This is a genomic window from Vibrio sp. 10N.261.55.F4 (genome assembly GCF_041470465.1).
Classification (GTDB): Bacteria; Pseudomonadota; Gammaproteobacteria; order Enterobacterales; family Vibrionaceae; genus Vibrio; species Vibrio crassostreae_C.
On record NZ_JBFRMM010000053.1, the window covers coordinates 81,377 to 97,696 of the forward strand.

Genomic DNA, 16,320 nt, shown 5'->3' on the forward strand with positions numbered 1-16,320 from the left:
AGAAGAAAGAAGAAAGAAGATCTAAAACCACAGGCACAAAAAAAGCGCCTTAGGCGCTTTCTTATATTTCACGGTGTTGCTTATCTCAATGTCGCTTGGGAGAGTTTTGCTCTCATTTCCATTTCACCAATATTGAACTGGCGAACATCAATGGTTGCAATATCATTGCACTCGTTACATGCATGATGACACTTACCATCTAGGTAGTCGTGCTTTTTAACTAGGCTTGGCTTTTTGCACCAATCACAAACGCCTTCTATTGTGAACATATTCTCTCCTCACCTGTTTAAGTCAGGTGTATTTTCGGCGCAAATTATGACACAAGTAAGACCCATTAGTTAATAGTTTGTTACCCGTTTTTGAGAGGGGGATCGATTGCAACACCAATAAAATCGATATCTTTGAGATCTAGGAAAATGAAGATGTGTGTTTGTTTACGGTTTTGTAACATTTTGTAAAATGGTTTTTAGCGCATTGTTCAAACGTTTCATTTCTTCGTCACATCCGTGACCATCTGGATGGTAGATCTTTGATAGCTGTTTGTATCGGATCTTGATGCTTTTCTGGTCGGGGATTGAGCTAGGTGTGTAGCCAAATAGCGCGCAGGCCACCTGCAAATTACTCAGACCTTTGCTGTTTTTCTGCTTCTTCAATTCGTGGAACATAGTGTTCAGCTGGCGTTTTTGCTGCTTAATCGTAAGGTCCTTCGAGCTAAGCTGCGCTTCAAGTGATTGTTGTTGCTGTCGCGAATCACCCGACTTTAGAGCTTGTCTTTTTCTTGAGATAACGAGCGTCGCAATAATGCTGATGATTGAAATCAACACGGCCAACGCAGCACCAATCATATAGTCAGAGCTAGTTAGGTTAGAACTGGAGAGGTTAGAGCGTGATGCTTGGTTAGATTGAACGTGCTTAGATACCCCCTGACTGGTGTCTATTTCAGAGTCGATGCTGTCATCGAGCTGTTCTATTGAAGAGATCTGTTTTGCACGTTGCTGGTTGAATTGTGCTTCCAAAATGCGGTTGTAGCCCTCTTCTGCTTGTGGATTATCTTTTAAGGCTGCTTCATACCATAGCTGCGCTTTATCTAATGGTTGAAGGAGGTCTTGTTCTAGCGAGGATTCGTAGAGTTTTGCTACCTCGATAGGTGCGCGCTGGTTACCTTGCAACGCCGCTTTAATAAACCATTCCAAAGCAAGCTTGTTACTTTGTTCAACACCTGTACCTGCCAAGTACCATTCACCCAGTCTAAATTGCGCGTTTGGGTTGCCGTTTTCTGCTGACTGCGTGTACCAATACAATGCATCACTGGTGCTAACAGGAACGTCGACACCCGATTCATAAGCTTGAGCCAATTGGTATTGAGAAACTGGATCTTGAGGTTGTGATTCTAGTGAAAATTCATCACTGCTTGCTGCGTGCACGAAATGTGTGGTGGACAGTTGAATCGTGGAAAAGATGAGGGCTAGAAATAGTGTTCTAAGAAATGATGATGACAGAATGTTGGATAGGATCAGCAAAAGATAAGTCTCGTAAAAAAGCCCAGAATCGATATGTCAGTATGAATACGCTTTATGGTCGTTGATTATTATTATCACGTTAAATGAGTAACATAACTGATAAACAACTATATAGAGGTTAATTCAATAGATAAAGATGGACTGGGCTTTAATCGTGCTACTTAAGCGGCAAGATTTGAATCTCTACGCGACGGTTACAAGCACGACCTTGAGAGGTGTTATTGTCACATAGAGGGTAGCGCTCACCGTTACCACGAGCAATAGCACGACCTGCAGCAACGTCTTGAGAGATCAAGAATGCACGAACAGATTCAGCTCGACGCTCAGAAAGGATTTGGTTCGTCGATTCGCTGTCAGTGACCTTCAATCACTAGGCTAGTGTCTGGGTATTCAACTAGGATGCGAGCAACGCCGCGAAGGGTATTGTGAATGCTTGATTCCAAAGCGTAAGAGCCAGAATCAAAACCGATGCCGTTTTCTAGGCGAAGTAGAAGTTGGTTCTCACCGACACGTTCAACTTGAACGCCTGAATTCATTAGCTCTTCACGAAGGGCAGCTTCTTGTCGGTCAAAGTAGTAACCAATACCACCAACAGCGGCGCCACCGGCAGCACCAATAAGTGCACGTTTACCACGGTCTTTAGAGTCACCAGTTGCAGCACCAGCAACGGCACCAGCGAGTGCACCAATTAGAGCGCCTTGAGTTGCAGAGTTAGCCTCAGATTCGCCAGTTGTCGCGTTTTGCGTTGAGTTGCCTGACAACCCGTTAAAGCGATAGTAAGCGCTAGGGCTAGTGTGATTTTTTTAACGTATTTCTCCATCATGTACTTCTGTCAAACGAATGAATCCGAGTGACAAACATAGTCCTGTAAATCTTATTGATGGTTTTTATCAATACGTCGAAGCAATGTAAAGTGGCTCTATGATTTAGTTATCTTTTTAGCTGCCTGGGTACCGCCAACTGGTCGATTAACAGACAATTTACGACCTTTCTTCAAACCAACTTCATAATCGGCGGTGAGGTTTTTCATCGCTTCTCTCAGTTGCTGCTTGAACGTTTCACGGTCGATATTTTTGAATTCTTTATCAATGTAGTTATTGATCTTGTTGTTTGATTCGTCGTCTGGGGTAATAGTTGGTAGCTTTTCAAGCGCACCTTCAACCCAGCCTGAAACAAACGAGTTCACGCGGCGTGTCACTTCTAAGGACCCTGTGCCAGAGCCAGCAAAGCTATTTCTGAATTGGCCGGTGTGTTCATTCAGTTCACGATAAATGATATCGAAAGCGAACGCTGCGAAGATCGCGCGGTCGGCTTCACCAATGAACTCAACACGCTTGAGGCCTTTATGATTCAGCAATACGGCTTCTACGCCAAATTTGGTGTTGATACCGCGAATAACACGCAGCAGTGTAGAACTGATATTTGCAGGTAACAGGTGACTGGACTGAGTTTTCCCCATCTTGATAAATTCAATATCGTCTTTTTCGAGACCATATTTCAGCATCAAGTTATGCGCCATTTTTATCGCATTGGCAGCTTCATTGACGTTCGCAGAATTTCCAAGCTCAAGACACTTGGCAATTTTCTTTAGGGCTTTTTTCTTATCCATCGACAATTTAATCAGTACCGCAAATTTTTAAAAGTCCAACATTTTACATGTTTTCGCGGGTAACAGAAAGGCAAAACTGGTTTGATGAACAAGGAAGGCGGTGAACATTGAACTGCATGAGCCCAGTTGGCGGTAAAAACAAAAACGCCATCAAGCGTATTGATGGCGTTAGTGACAAGTTTTTTCAATATGTCTAGAGCATTCGTAAACTAGATACCCAGTTCATCGAGTAGATCTGCCGCAGAATCATTGCCAGAGCTTTGAGCTGGCTTGTTCGCTTCTTGCATTTTTTTCTGAGTCGCCTCAAGAATGCTATCTGGACATTCGTCTTCTGCGATTTCAAATTCTTCTAATTGAATGAACTCAGTCTTATCCATCGCAAGCTCAAGGTAGAAGATGTTGTTATTAGCGGTAGAGAAGGTCACACGACGAGCTTGTGGACGGTCGAGATTGGTATCAACAGAAAGGTTAACTTGCTTGTTCAGAGCCAGCATTTTCGGTTGGTTTTGTGTGATGTTGGTTTGCAGCTCTTTGCGGATTTTATTGGTGAAATCGCCAACTAATTGGTTCATCAACTCACCCAATACATCACCCACTTCGTCTGAAGTATGAAGCACAGCAAGCTCGTTTTCAGGCATGCCCATATTGCGCATGTAATTGGTGTAGATCTCTAGCGCTGCTTTGGACGTAAAATTAATAACAACGAGACCAGAAAAGCCGCCGTCAAACAGAACGAAGCAACCAAAATCTGGCTTTAGGCTTGTCTTGTTGATCTTTTGAACCATGGCTGAATAGGACACCTGAGAAGCCGTCGCTGAAGTCAGTACGCTTGAGACTGATTGGCATAGTTTAAGAAGGATATCTTCAGTTGTGACTGTTTTGTTTTTTTTCATTGTGATGTGCTCGTGGAGATGTCTTAAACAAAATGTTATTCAGTATATTGTTACTGAATTAAGACGAAAGTGACTATTTCTCCATTCTTGCACTGAGATTCTGATTTGATCACCTTTTTATATGATCTTAATAGTAGTAAAGTGACGAAATTCAAAGAAAATTATTATAAATCTCAGATAACCCAATGCTGATAGGATCAGCGAAGTAGGGGCAGGAAGCAAATGTTACCAAGACTTCAACTCAATGCTGATGTCGATCCAGTTGTCGTACGCTTTTTAGATGAACTAAAAACAGCGGGCTTTACTGGCGACATTGAATCTCAATATTCTAGCCGTTTGGCTGTGGCGACTGATAATAGTGTCTATCAGCAATTGCCGCAGGCGGTCATCCTTCCTAAAACAACGCAAGACGTTGTGCTTATCGGTAAAGTGGTTTCTAAATCCGCTTACGAACGCGTGACTTTTTCCCCTCGTGGCGGCGGTACCGGAACCAACGGACAATCTTTAACAAAAGGTGTCGTGGTTGACCTGTCGCGATACATGAATAAGGTTCTTGAGATTAACGAGAAAGAGGGCTGGGTAAGAGTTCAGTCTGGTGTCGTTAAAGATCAATTGAACGACGCTGTTCGCCCTTATGGTTACTTTTTCTCTCCAGACCTTTCTACCAGTAACCGAGCAACCTTGGGTGGCATGATCAATACCGATGCTTCGGGCCAAGGGTCATTGAAGTACGGCAAAACGTCTGACCATGTATTGTCGCTGCAAGCGGTGTTCGCAGATGGTTCATGTCTAGAATCTGATTTATCACACGGCTTACCTGTAGAGGGTGAATTCGCTCACCATGCACTTACGGTGACAGAGGCGGTTTGTCGAGACAAACGCGCTCAAATCTTAGATAAATTCCCTCCGCTGAATCGCTTCTTAACAGGCTATGACCTAAAGAATGCAATCAACGAACAAGATGACAGCTTTGACCTAACTCGCGTTCTATGTGGCGCTGAAGGTTCTTTAGCATTCATCACGGAAGCAAAGTTAAACCTAACCAAGATTCCAAAAGCGCGCACACTGGTTAACGTGAAATACAACACGTTTGATTCTGCGCTGCGTAATGCGCCGTTCATGGTGGAAGCGAAAGCACTGTCTGTTGAAACGGTAGATTCAAGAGTATTGAACCTAGCGAAGCAAGACATCGTTTGGCACACCGTGAGCGATTTGCTGACTGATGTTCCGAACAAAGAGATGCTTGGCATCAACATGGTTGAGTTTGCAGGCCAAGATGAAGCGGAAGTTGAACAGCAAGTTCAAGCGCTGACTGCACGCCTTGAAACCATGGTTGAAAGCGAAGAAGCCGGCGTGATTGGTTTTCAAGTTTGTAGCGATTTGGCGAGCATTGGCCGAATCTACAACATGCGTAAGAAAGCAGTGGGTCTGTTAGGTGCGGCGAAAGGCCGAGCTAAGCCAGTCGCTTTTGCTGAAGATACTTGTGTACCACCAGAAAACCTCGCGGATTTCATCTCTGAATTTAGAGTGTTACTCGATTCAAAAGAGTTGAATTACGGCATGTTTGGTCACGTTGACGCGGGCGTATTACACGTTCGTCCAGCATTGGATCTGTGTGACCCGATGCAAGAAGCATTGATGCATGAAGTCTCTGATGAAGTGGTTAAGCTGGTGGCGAAATACGGCGGTTTAATGTGGGGCGAGCACGGTAAAGGTTTCCGTTCTGAGTATGGCCCAGACTTCTTTGGTGAAGAGCTGTTTACCGAATTAAGACGTATTAAAGCAGCATTCGACCCGCACAACAAGATGAACCCAGGCAAGATCTGTACGCCTTTAGAAAGTGACGCTGAATTGGTGAAAGTCACCGATACCAAGCGTGGTTTCTACGACCGTCAGATCGACGTACAAGTTCGTGACAGCTTCAAGCAAGCAATGGAATGTAACGGTAACGGCTTGTGTTTCAACTACGATACTAGCTCGCCAATGTGTCCTTCAATGAAAGTTACGGCTGACCGACGTCACTCACCCAAAGGCCGCGCAGGCTTGGTAAGAGAGTGGTTGCGTCAACTGACTGAACAAGGCGTTGATATTCTCGACCTTGAGCAAGAAGCGTTGAAAGACAACACACCCGTTAAGACTATGATTGAGCGTGTTCGCAATACGATGAACAAACGCCATGAGTACGATTTCTCGCATGAAGTTCATGAGGCGATGAACGGTTGTTTGGCGTGTAAAGCGTGTGCGAGTCAATGTCCGATCAAAGTCGATGTACCAAGTTTCCGTTCTCGATTCTTGAACATCTACTACTCGCGTTACCAGCGCCCTGCAAAAGATTATCTAGTTGCCAACATTGAAACCATGCTGCCGCTGATGGCGAAAGCGCCAAAAGTAGTCAACGCTGCATTGGGTCAAAAATGGATCCAAACGGCAACAGCTAAAACGGTCGGTTATGTTGATGCACCATTGATGTCGGTGCCTACGCTCAAAAATCGTCTAGCGAGTAAAGAGCTGCAACTCTTCGATTTACAGTATTTAGAAGGCTTGTCTTCTGAACAGAAGAAACAGCATGTGCTGATCGTTCAAGACCCGTTTACCAGCTTCTATGATGCCGAGGTGATTGAAGACTTCGTCACTCTGGCTCAAAAACTTGGCAAAACTCCGGTACTGCTGCCGTTCAAACCGAATGGTAAAGCGTTGCACATCAAGGGCTTCTTAAATCGTTTTGCACGTGAGGCGAAATCGACTTCGGATTTCTTGTCGATGGTGGCGGATATCGGAATTCCTTTGGTCGGTGTTGATCCTGCTCTTGTGCTTTGTTACCGCGATGAATACGTCGAGATCTTAGGTGACAAGCGCGGCGACTTTGATGTACTTACTGTGCATGAATGGTTAATGCCATCGCTAGGTGAGTTCGAAGCACGCTCAGCAAGTGAAGATATGTGGTACTTGTTTGCTCACTGTACTGAGAAAACCAAAATGCCGAACGCTGAAAAAGAGTGGGGTACTATCTTCAAACACTTTGGGGCGGCGTTAACCAGCGTTCCTGTCGGCTGTTGTGGTATGGCGGGAACTTTCGGCCACGAAGTCGATAAGCTACAAATGTCGAAAGACATATATGGTTTAAGCTGGAAGCCTCAAATGCAGGACTTACCAAAAGATCGTTGCTTGGTGACGGGCTATTCTTGCCGCAGCCAAGTGAAGCGTTTTGAAGGTGAGAAGCTTGCTCACCCATTACAGGCGCTAGCAAAAATTCTCTAATACATTTAGCCCAGCAATTGCTGGGCTTTTTTCTAAACTAACAAAGGAATGTTAATAAGGAAAAGTATGAAATTTCTAGAATTAAAAGTACCACCAGTTGCACTGTTCATTATTGTATTCGTAGCATCATACTTCTGCGCTCAACAGTTGAGCCAAGGGACACTGGCATTGCCTTATGGAATGATTGTGTTAGGAATCGGAGTCACATTGAGTGGTGTGATCGGAATATCCGGTATATTGGAATTTCGAAAACAGAAAACCACCGTTAACCCGATCAAAGTAGAAACCGCTTCAGCCGTCGTGGACAGTGGAATTTTTGGCTACACGCGAAACCCAATGTACTTAGGGTTGTTCATCCTGCTATTTTGCTTTGGCTACTTCTTCCAGAATATCTTCAGTGTACTACTTAGCTTTGGCTTCGTAATCTACATGAATTACTTCCAAATCAAACCCGAAGAGCGAGCACTAGAACAATTATTCGGCGCAGAATATGTTGATTACAAACAAAAGGTTAGACGCTGGATTTAGTTTTGACTTGAGTGTCTTCGTGTAGTCAGAGAACGTACTAAAAAAGCCCAGCTTGAGGATATCAAGCTGGGCTTTATTGATCTTATTCTAGAGCTTATTTACATCGAGATGTGTAAATAAGGATGCTGATTAAGCAGCAGCGGCTGTGAACTGAGCTAGAAACATCTCTTTGCGTTCGTTGAAGCGGTTTACTAGGTCGTCTACAGAAGCTTGGTCGTATGGCTTAAGGCCACTTGCTACCATACGCTTCACGCCTTTACCTACTACTTCGCCGTCTTCTTTGAAATCGAAGTTCAGGGTCACGATGCCACGTTTTCCTTCAACATCAAAAGTCGCGCCAGAGAATTCAACTTCTGGGTGAGACAGGTCTAGGCGAGTAAATTCAACTTCCATGCTCTCGTAAATCACTAGAGGACGTTGGCAGTTGATCATCATTTGTTGTTCTTCCATAAGAGGAACCATGATGTGTGGGAAGTTCATGCCAGAGAACTTAACGTAGTTTGTTACTACGTGCTCGATGAATGCTTGATCATGGCTCTTCTCACCTTCACAAGACATGTGTAGGTACTCTTTACCATTTGCATCGATAAGTGAGCTCTCTTTTTCACACTTGTTGTCAACGCTTAACGCAATACCGTTACCAACCATACCTGAAAAATCAAAACGCATTTTTTGGCTGATGCCTTCTTTTTGCAGAAGTACTGCAAATAAAAGATCGCCAGGTACACAGAAGCGCTTGTTGTCTTCATCGTGAATCGGGTTGAAATCGCCAGCTACTTTTTTAGCAAAGTGGCTAGCTTGTTCACGAGTGAATTGAAATTGATTGTCTTCAGTAGAAAAGTAAGGTGTCAGAAACATAGTATCGCTATTAGTCATCAAATCTGGGGTGGATTATAGCTAACTAACTTCGATCTAATGGTCTATCCAGTTAACTTTGCTTATATATCAGTCAATTAGATAAATACGTTGGATGGTATGTGGCAGTTTTACAGCGGATATGGTGACTGGCTCAATGCAACAAGGGCTAATTAATAGCCCTTGTTTATATGACACTCTAATGGGTGTTGTTCAGAATGTTTTTGCTTTAAAAGCTACACAAAGTGCCTTCTGGCATTAGGTGATTATGAACGGACAATTTGAGCAACAGGTTAGCTTGTTCAATATCCGGTGCAAAATATCTGTCTTTGTCGTAGAAGCTGACTTTTTCACGCAGAATCTGTTTCGCTTCTTCCACACGAGGAGAAGATAGATTCGGAGCTCGGAAGTCTAGCCCTTGTGCCGCTGCTAAATATTCTACTGCCAATATCCCACGGGTGTTTTCAGCCATGTATCTAAGCCTACGAGCTGCAAAGGTAGCCATTGAGACGTGGTCTTCTTGGTTTGCAGAAGTAGGCAGGCTGTCTATTGACGCCGGATGAGCCAAGGTTTTGTTCTCACTAGCGAGTGCTGCAGACGTTACTTGAGCAATCATAAAGCCCGAGTTCACGCCGCCGTTATCGACCAAGAAAGGTGGAAGTTTGCTTAGCGCACTATCAATCAACAACGCCATTCTACGCTCTGACAAGCTACCGATCTCTGCGATTGCTAATGCAAGGTTATCCGCAGCCATTGCAACGGGTTCTGCGTGGAAGTTACCACCAGAAATGATGTCGCCATCGTCAGCGAAAACAAGCGGGTTGTCAGATACGGCATTTGCTTCAATGTTTAAGGTTTCTGCAGAATTACGAATTTGCTGTAAACACGCACCCATCACTTGAGGTTGGCAACGCAGCGAGTAAGGGTCTTGAACCTTTTCACAACAAGTGTGTGATTCGCCAATTTCACTCTTTTGATCAAGCATATGGCGGTAAGCAAGTGCTGCATCCATTTGGCCACGATGACCACGAACGCGGTGTATACGAGGGTCAAACGGACGACGACTACCCAGTGCAGCTTCAACAGACATTGCACCACATACGGTTGCAGACGCAAACAAGTCTTCCGCTGCGAACAGACCTTCTAATGCAAAGGCAGTCGATGCTTGTGTGCCGTTTAACAGCGCTAAGCCTTCTTTCGGCGCAAGTGTGATTGGTTCAAGACCTGCGATCTGCATTGCTTCTAAGCCAGTGATGATCTTGCCGTTGTGGCGTGCTTGGCCTTCACCTAGCAGAACGGTACTCATGTGGGCGAGGGGAGCAAGATCTCCAGATGCGCCTACTGATCCTTTTTGTGGAACACACGGGTAAACCTGCGCGTTCACAAGATCGATAAGAGCGTTAATCACTTTGAGGCGGATACCAGAGTAACCGCGAGACAAGCTGTTAATCTTCAATACCATCATCAAGCGTACGGTTTCATCAGACATGAACTTGCCAATGCCCGCAGCGTGAGAAAGTACGATACTTTTCTGTAGAACTTCGAGATCTTCAGGCGCAATCTTGGTGTTTGCTAATAAGCCAAAACCCGTGTTGATGCCATACACAGTGCGGTCTTCAGCAATCACTTGTTCGACAACTTGCATGCTCGCTTCGATATCCGGGATTGCTGCAGGATCGAGTGATAAGTTCACAGGGCTACGGCTGATTTTTCGAAGTTCAGATAGGCCAAGAAGTCCTGGCTTAAGTAATAAGTTCAACATGTTCTCTCCAGACATTAAAGGCGACGAAGTTCTTCGTTTAGCATAGGTAAATCAAGCTTCTGCTCTTTGGCACATTGCTTGGCAATATCGTAACCTGCATCAGCATGACGCATAACGCCGGTTGCTGGGTCATTGTGAAGTACGCGAGCAATACGCTGTGATGCATCTTCACTGCCGTCACAACAAATCACCATGCCTGAGTGTTGCGAGAAGCCCATACCAACGCCACCACCGTGGTGCAAAGAAACCCAAGTTGCGCCGCCCGCTGTGTTCAGAAGGGCATTCAATAGAGGCCAATCTGATACGGCATCTGATCCATCCATCATGCCTTCTGTTTCGCGGTTCGGGCTTGCTACTGAACCTGAATCTAGGTGGTCACGACCGATAACAACTGGTGCTTTCAGTTCGCCATTTTTCACCATTTCATTGAATGCTTGGCCTAAGCGTTCACGATCTTTCAAGCCAACCCAACAAATACGCGCTGGCAGGCCTTGGAACTGAATGCGTTCACGCGCCATATCTAGCCAGTTATGTAGATGTGGGTTGTCTGGAATCAGTTCTTTTACTTTTTGGTCTGTTTTGTAGATGTCTTCTGGGTCACCAGATAGTGCCGCCCAACGGAAAGGACCAATACCTTCGCAGAATAAAGGTCGAATATAAGCCGGAACGAAACCTGGGAAATCAAACGCGTTTTCTACGCCTTCTTCCAGTGCCATTTGGCGAATGTTATTACCGTAATCCACGGTCGCTGCGCCGCGGTATTGCAGGTCTAACATCGCTTGTACTTGAATCGCCATAGATTGCTTAGCGGCTTTCACCACTTTTGCTTCATCAATGGAGCGCTCTTGTGCGGCTTTCTCCATCGTCCAATCTTGCGGCAAGTAGCCGTTAAGAGGATCGTGGGCAGAGGTTTGGTCAGTCACCACATCAGGTGTGATATTGCGTTCAACTAACTCTGGGAAGACGTCTGCGGCGTTACCTAATAAGCCAACAGAGATTGGCGTGTCTGACTCTTTAATCATTGCCATCGCTTCATCTAAGCTGGTGGCTTTTTTGTCTACATAGCCAGTACGCAAGCGGTAGTCGATTCGTGATTCATCACACTCCACTGCGATCATTGAGAAGCCAGCCATCGTTGCAGCAAGAGGTTGAGCGCCGCCCATTCCACCAAGACCGCCCGTTAGAACCCACTTGCCGTTTGCTTCACCTTGGAAGTGCTTCTTCGCGATAGCGACAAAGGTTTCGTAAGTACCTTGAACGATGCCTTGTGAACCAATGTAGATCCAGCTGCCCGCGGTCATTTGGCCGTACATCATCAAGCCTTCTTTATCGAGCTCGTTGAAGTGTTCCCAGTTCGCCCAGTGTGGAACAAGGTTCGAGTTAGCGATCAGTACGCGAGGTGCGTTTTTATGAGTCGGGAACACGCCCACAGGTTTACCGGATTGAACAAGTAACGTTTGGTCGTCCTCTAAACGCTCTAATACTTCAACAATTTTGTCATAACATTTCCAATCACGTGCCGCGCGACCAATACCGCCATACACAACCAGTGCATGTGGGTGTTCTGCCACATCAGGGTCTAGGTTGTTCATCAGCATACGCAGTGGTGCTTCTGTTAACCAAGATTTAGCGCGCAAAGTGGTGCCGTGAGGTGCGCGAATTTCGCGAGTCGTGTCGAGACGAGGGTCACTGTTGTGGTGTTCCGTCATTTTGGAATTCCTTCTGTTTCACGTTATATCGTTGTAGTTGTAGTTATCGGTATAGCTGGATTAGTCGCTGGCCATTGCACTGGCAATATCCCAACATAAACGAGCCGCTAATCGAGCCGTTTGGCCATCGACGTCGTAGTCTGGGTTGTATTCCGCTATGTCCGCGATAATGAGTTTTTCACTGTGTTGGAAAATCTGTTCTAGAAAAGGAGCAAGCGCTTCATAGCTCACGCCTCTTGCCGCTGGTGCACTTACGCCCGGCGCAGTAGCTGCGGGGAAAACATCGAGATCAATGGTGAGATAGAGATAATCACACTCAGCGATGAATTTTTGCAAATTAACCAGTTGAGCAATTTGGTTTACTTGGGTGATATCGCGATCATGTTCGTACCACACACCAAGTCGGTCGGCTTTGTTGAAAAGTGCTTTGGTATTGCTGGCGGCACTCACACCAAGACACGCGTAATGAAATGGCCACTGATGTGTGTGGCAGTATTCGCTAATCTGATTAAAGGGTGTGCCTGAGCTTGGTTTGACGTCAGCGATGTCGCTTTCAAATTCACGAAGATCAAAGTGAGCATCAAAGTTAACGATACCTATCTTAGGTTTGTGATCTGATTGAGTTCTGTGAAGATGCTCAGCTAGACCTTGGAACGTTGCCCAAGCCACCTCGTGACCACCGCCAAGGGTAATCACTTTGTTGGTTGCTAAGGCATTGGCAATCACAGAAGCACACTGTTTTTGGCTGACTTCTAATTGACCATCATTGCACTCGATATCACCAAGATCGGCGATGTGTGCGTCACTGTGCCAAGCCATATTCGCCAACGCTTGGCGTATCAAGTTAGGTGCTTGTTTCGCGCCCACGCGTCCTTTATTTCTTGCAACACCGGCATCGCTGGCAAAGCCTACCAAGGCGATATCACCGTCAGTCAGCTTGTCACTTAACTCACTACTTTGCACTTGCTTGGTAATGTGATGAACGCGAGTACCGAGTGCGCCATCTTCAAGATCATTACGTCCGGTCCACACAAAGTTATGCACGGTTGTTGCGTTCTCTTGGATACCGTTGGATTTAGATTGAGTCATGACACACCTCGCCATTAACAATGCGTTTATGCAGGTGAGGAACACCGACTTGATAGCTTAGATCTGCAGGGTGGTCGATGTTCCAGATAGCCAAATCTGCGGCATAACCGATTTCGACTTTGCCTTTGGTTTGTGACTTACCAATGGCAGCCGCCGCGTTACAAGTTACACCGCGTAGCGCTTCTTCAGGCGTCGTACCAAACAGGGTGCAGCTCATGTTCATCATCAGCGTTAAGTCTGCAAAGGGAGATGTGCCGGGGTTTAGGTCGGTCGCGATCGCCATTGGGATTTTGTGTTCACGAAGTAAAGCAATAGGTGGCTGTTGAGTCTCTTTCAGGAAGTAGAAAGCACCGGGTAGCAAGGTGGCAACTGTGCCTGATTCTGCCAGTGCTTTTACTCCGGTTTCATCAAGGTATTCAACATGGTCAACAGAGAGTGCGCCGTATTTAGCTGCAAGCGCGCTGCCACCCATATTCGAAAGTTGTTCAGTGTGGCCTTTAATCGCGAGGCCATGTGCTTTGGCTGCTGCAAATACACGTTCGGTTTGTTCTAGGTTGAAGCCGATAGATTCGCAAAACACGTCAACGGCATCGGCGAGCCCTTGCTCTGCAGCTTTAGGAATGATCTCTTGGCAAACCAGATCGATATAGCTGTCCGGTTGCTCTTTGTATTCGGGTGGCACAGCATGCGCTGCAAGGAGAGTAGTGGTGATCTTAATTCGGCGATGATTCTCTAAAGCTTTGGCTGCGCGTAACATTTTGAGTTCATCATCAAGTGTTAAACCATAGCCAGATTTTACTTCGATGCTGGTTACGCCACTTCTTAGTAGGCCATCAAGTCTCGGTAATGCCATTTCAACCAGCTCAGACTCTTGCGCTGCGCGTGTTGCAGTGACTGTCGCTAGAATGCCGCCGCCTTGCTTGGCGATGTCGGTGTAAGACACACCATTCAAACGCTGCTCAAATTCATTGGCACGATTACCCGCAAATACGAGGTGAGTGTGGCAATCAATTAATCCGGGTGTCACTAGCTTGTTCTTGCAGTCATAGGTGACGTAATCCAAAGAACCATCAACACGTACTTGTTCTAACTCAGAAGCAAGTGCGCCTTGGTTTGAACAAGAGATGGACACGATTTTACCGCTTTCGATAACGATATCTTGAGGGGAAGAGGGCTGATAACCGTCGACTCCCGAGCTCATGGAGACCACTCGTGCATTTTTGAGGATCAAATTCATAATCACCTAGATCTTTGCTAAACATTAAATGTATATACAAATAAATAGGCTAAACGCTGACCCGAATCAAGTCGATGTTGCAAAAATGTGATCGGCGATCAGGATGATGTTCTTTAATTTAGAAGTATCTTGGAGCTTAATTTGTACTTAGAACCAGGATGGTAGAGCAATGCAAAGCTGATGAGGCGCTCTTTACTCCATGTTCTTCTATTCAAAAGTAGGCAAGGTTCTGATTCAGATAGCTTTAGTGACGTTCTGATTTGAGAGTCAGGAATAATGGCTTCAACCGTGTGCTCGATTGCACTCAACGGGCAGCTTTTTGAAAGGTATTCATTGGGTGTAGAGGTTGAAAAGTCTTGCTCTAGGTATTTTGGTGCGGCTTGCGAGTTCACCCAGCGCGCTTCCAATTGAATCGGTGTGTTGTCAGCAAAGTGGATGATTTCACTATAGAATACTTCGGCATTGATCATCACACCTAACCGTGTCGCGGTGCTTTCATCTGCCTTGATGCTCTTGTGCTTGATAACCTGGCTAGCATACGTTTGACCTCGGTCTTTGATCTCTTGTGCGATGTTGTTGATATCAAGCAGCGGAGATTGCGCTTTTTCGTCTGGTTCACAAACAAAAGTACCTAGCCTTGGCTTCCTGATGAGTTTGCCTTCAGACACAAGATCTCGAATGGCTTTATTGACCGTCATTCGACTCACATTGAACTGCTCTGTGAGTTCGAGTTCTGTGGTTATCTGGTAACCCACTGGCCAGTGACCACTGTTGATATTATCGTCTATGAACTGTTTTATCTGAAGGTAGAGCGGCGCTTTCGACATAATGAAACCTTATTTGACTATACAAATAGAGTAACGGAATTTTTCACGATTTCAACATTTCCTCGGGCAATGTGACCTTATTCAACATAGATGGGGCAAATTGCTTGATTCTGTGAGGCAAGTGTCGCAAATTGTCACGTAATAACTATTCGTAAATCAGATGATTAGAAAGGGAAATAATATGTTTAAGAAATTAAAGGCCTCGTTGGGCATCGGTGCAGCAAAGGTTGATACTGTCTTAGATAATATTGAAGTTTTCCAAGGTGGAGAGTTGTCTGGCAATGTTCACATTGTTGGTGGCGACGTTGAGCAACAAATCGACTTGATTAACTTGGTTCTCAACACAGAAGTAAAAGTAGAAACGGAAGACAGTACCAGCTACGAAACCTTTTCACTGGGTCGTATTCAAGCGGTAGAGCCTTTCGTTATCCAACCGGGCGAAACCAAACTGGTTCCATTCCGACTTAAGTTAAATGATGAAACGCCAGTCACCGCGTTGAACGCACAAATGAACCAATGCCATGTGTGGGTTGAAACCAACCTAGATATAGGCTTCGCGATTGACCCTAAAGACCGTGACTTTATCTCCGTACACCCATTGCCAACAGTGGCTAAAATCATCCGAGGCGTGGAAGCATCAGGTATGGCAATGGTGAAAGCAGACGTAGAGAAGGGCTTCTTAAAAGGCAACAGCTTTGCTTCTCGTTCGGGCTGTTACCAAGAGATTGAGTTTCGCAGCGGCGGCTTCATGAATAATAAAGAGATCGAGCTGTCATTCATCGTTGAAGGTTCAATGGTTCACTGCCTAGCAGAAATCGACCGCTCAATGAGCTTCCGCGGCGACCAATACATCTCATTCAGCTTACCTGCTAATGCGGCCGACTCAGACATTCGCAACGCTGTATCAAGAATCATGAGTGCGTAGTTCCCTTTCTGTTAGTAGTCGCTTTTTCTATTAATAGAGACAAGACAGTACGATTTCTATAGCCGAACTTATCCGTTCGGCTTTTTTAATGGTTCATCGCGGATTAGC

The 16,320-nt window shown here is 45.5% G+C and carries 12 protein-coding genes and 3 pseudogenes; 3 read left to right on the top strand and 12 right to left on the bottom strand.

From position 1 onward, the window contains the following. Positions 1-80: 80 nt before the first annotated feature. The 6 genes and pseudogenes from AB4249_RS21550 to AB4249_RS21575 all read right to left on the bottom strand — a co-directional run bounded on the left by AB4249_RS21550 (position 81) and on the right by AB4249_RS21575 (position 4,022). Positions 81-269 (bottom strand): hypothetical protein, encoded by a 189-nt coding sequence (locus AB4249_RS21550; protein ID WP_017059767.1) that lies wholly within the window; start codon positions 267-269, stop codon positions 81-83. 165 nt (positions 270-434) lie between these two features. Continuing rightward, positions 435-872, bottom strand: a pseudogene (locus tag AB4249_RS21555) (hypothetical protein); the annotation flags it as partial. 80 nt (positions 873-952) lie between these two features. After that, positions 953-1,520 (bottom strand): annotated as a pseudogene (locus AB4249_RS21560) (tetratricopeptide repeat protein); the annotation flags it as partial. A 157-nt stretch (positions 1,521-1,677) separates the two neighbouring features. After that, positions 1,678-2,340: pseudogene (locus AB4249_RS21565) on the bottom strand (OmpA family protein). Between the two features lie 99 nt (positions 2,341-2,439). Next, positions 2,440-3,129 carry a DUF2786 domain-containing protein gene (locus AB4249_RS21570; RefSeq protein ID WP_017059769.1) on the bottom strand — a complete coding sequence of 230 codons (690 nt, stop codon included), beginning with the start codon at positions 3,127-3,129 and terminating at the stop codon, positions 2,440-2,442. A 209-nt stretch (positions 3,130-3,338) separates the two neighbouring features. Beyond that, positions 3,339-4,022 (bottom strand): DUF3334 family protein, encoded by a 684-nt coding sequence (locus tag AB4249_RS21575; RefSeq protein ID WP_017059770.1) that lies wholly within the window; start codon positions 4,020-4,022, stop codon positions 3,339-3,341. Between the two features lie 222 nt (positions 4,023-4,244). Here AB4249_RS21575 and AB4249_RS21580 point away from each other — a divergent pair, with 222 nt between their 5' ends. Together AB4249_RS21580 and AB4249_RS21585 are read left to right on the top strand one after the other, a co-directional pair. Continuing rightward, positions 4,245-7,280 carry an FAD-binding and (Fe-S)-binding domain-containing protein gene (locus tag AB4249_RS21580; RefSeq protein WP_171733459.1) on the top strand — a complete coding sequence of 1,012 codons (3,036 nt, stop codon included), beginning with the start codon at positions 4,245-4,247 and terminating at the stop codon, positions 7,278-7,280. A gap of 66 nt (positions 7,281-7,346) precedes the next feature. Then, positions 7,347-7,808 carry an isoprenylcysteine carboxylmethyltransferase family protein gene (locus AB4249_RS21585; protein WP_017066183.1) on the top strand — a complete coding sequence of 154 codons (462 nt, stop codon included), beginning with the start codon at positions 7,347-7,349 and terminating at the stop codon, positions 7,806-7,808. A gap of 129 nt (positions 7,809-7,937) precedes the next feature. Here the strand turns inward: AB4249_RS21585 and AB4249_RS21590 are convergent, their stop codons facing one another. The 6 genes from AB4249_RS21590 to hutC form a co-directional block, all read right to left on the bottom strand. Further along, entirely contained in the window at positions 7,938-8,666 is a 729-nt protein-coding gene (locus AB4249_RS21590; protein WP_372104747.1) for a DUF3581 domain-containing protein, read from the bottom strand. Between the two features lie 226 nt (positions 8,667-8,892). Then, positions 8,893-10,425: a histidine ammonia-lyase gene (gene hutH / locus AB4249_RS21595; RefSeq protein ID WP_371724631.1), complete on the bottom strand. Its 1,533-nt coding sequence runs from the start codon at positions 10,423-10,425 to the stop codon at positions 8,893-8,895. Positions 10,426-10,439: 14 nt separating this feature from the next. Next, positions 10,440-12,134 (bottom strand): urocanate hydratase, encoded by a 1,695-nt coding sequence (gene hutU / locus AB4249_RS21600; protein WP_372104751.1) that lies wholly within the window; start codon positions 12,132-12,134, stop codon positions 10,440-10,442. A gap of 60 nt (positions 12,135-12,194) precedes the next feature. Further along, complete coding sequence (hutG, locus tag AB4249_RS21605) at positions 12,195-13,223, bottom strand: formimidoylglutamase (protein ID WP_372104754.1); 1,029 nt, start codon at positions 13,221-13,223, stop codon at positions 12,195-12,197. Then, a complete protein-coding gene (gene hutI / locus AB4249_RS21610) occupies positions 13,210-14,460 on the bottom strand; it encodes an imidazolonepropionase (protein ID WP_229647056.1) in 1,251 nt (416 codons plus the stop codon). The genes hutG and hutI overlap by 14 nt, the downstream gene beginning before the upstream one ends. Positions 14,461-14,573: 113 nt before the next feature. Beyond that, positions 14,574-15,287, bottom strand: a complete 714-nt coding sequence (gene hutC / locus AB4249_RS21615) for a histidine utilization repressor (RefSeq protein ID WP_017072048.1) — start codon at positions 15,285-15,287, stop codon at positions 14,574-14,576. A gap of 181 nt (positions 15,288-15,468) precedes the next feature. On the opposite strand from hutC, the gene AB4249_RS21620 reads away from it, so the two are divergent. Continuing rightward, the gene (locus tag AB4249_RS21620) at positions 15,469-16,212 is read left to right on the top strand and encodes a sporulation protein (RefSeq protein WP_372073746.1); all 744 of its coding nucleotides are present in this window, start codon (positions 15,469-15,471) and stop codon (positions 16,210-16,212) included. Positions 16,213-16,320: the final 108 nt, after the last annotated feature.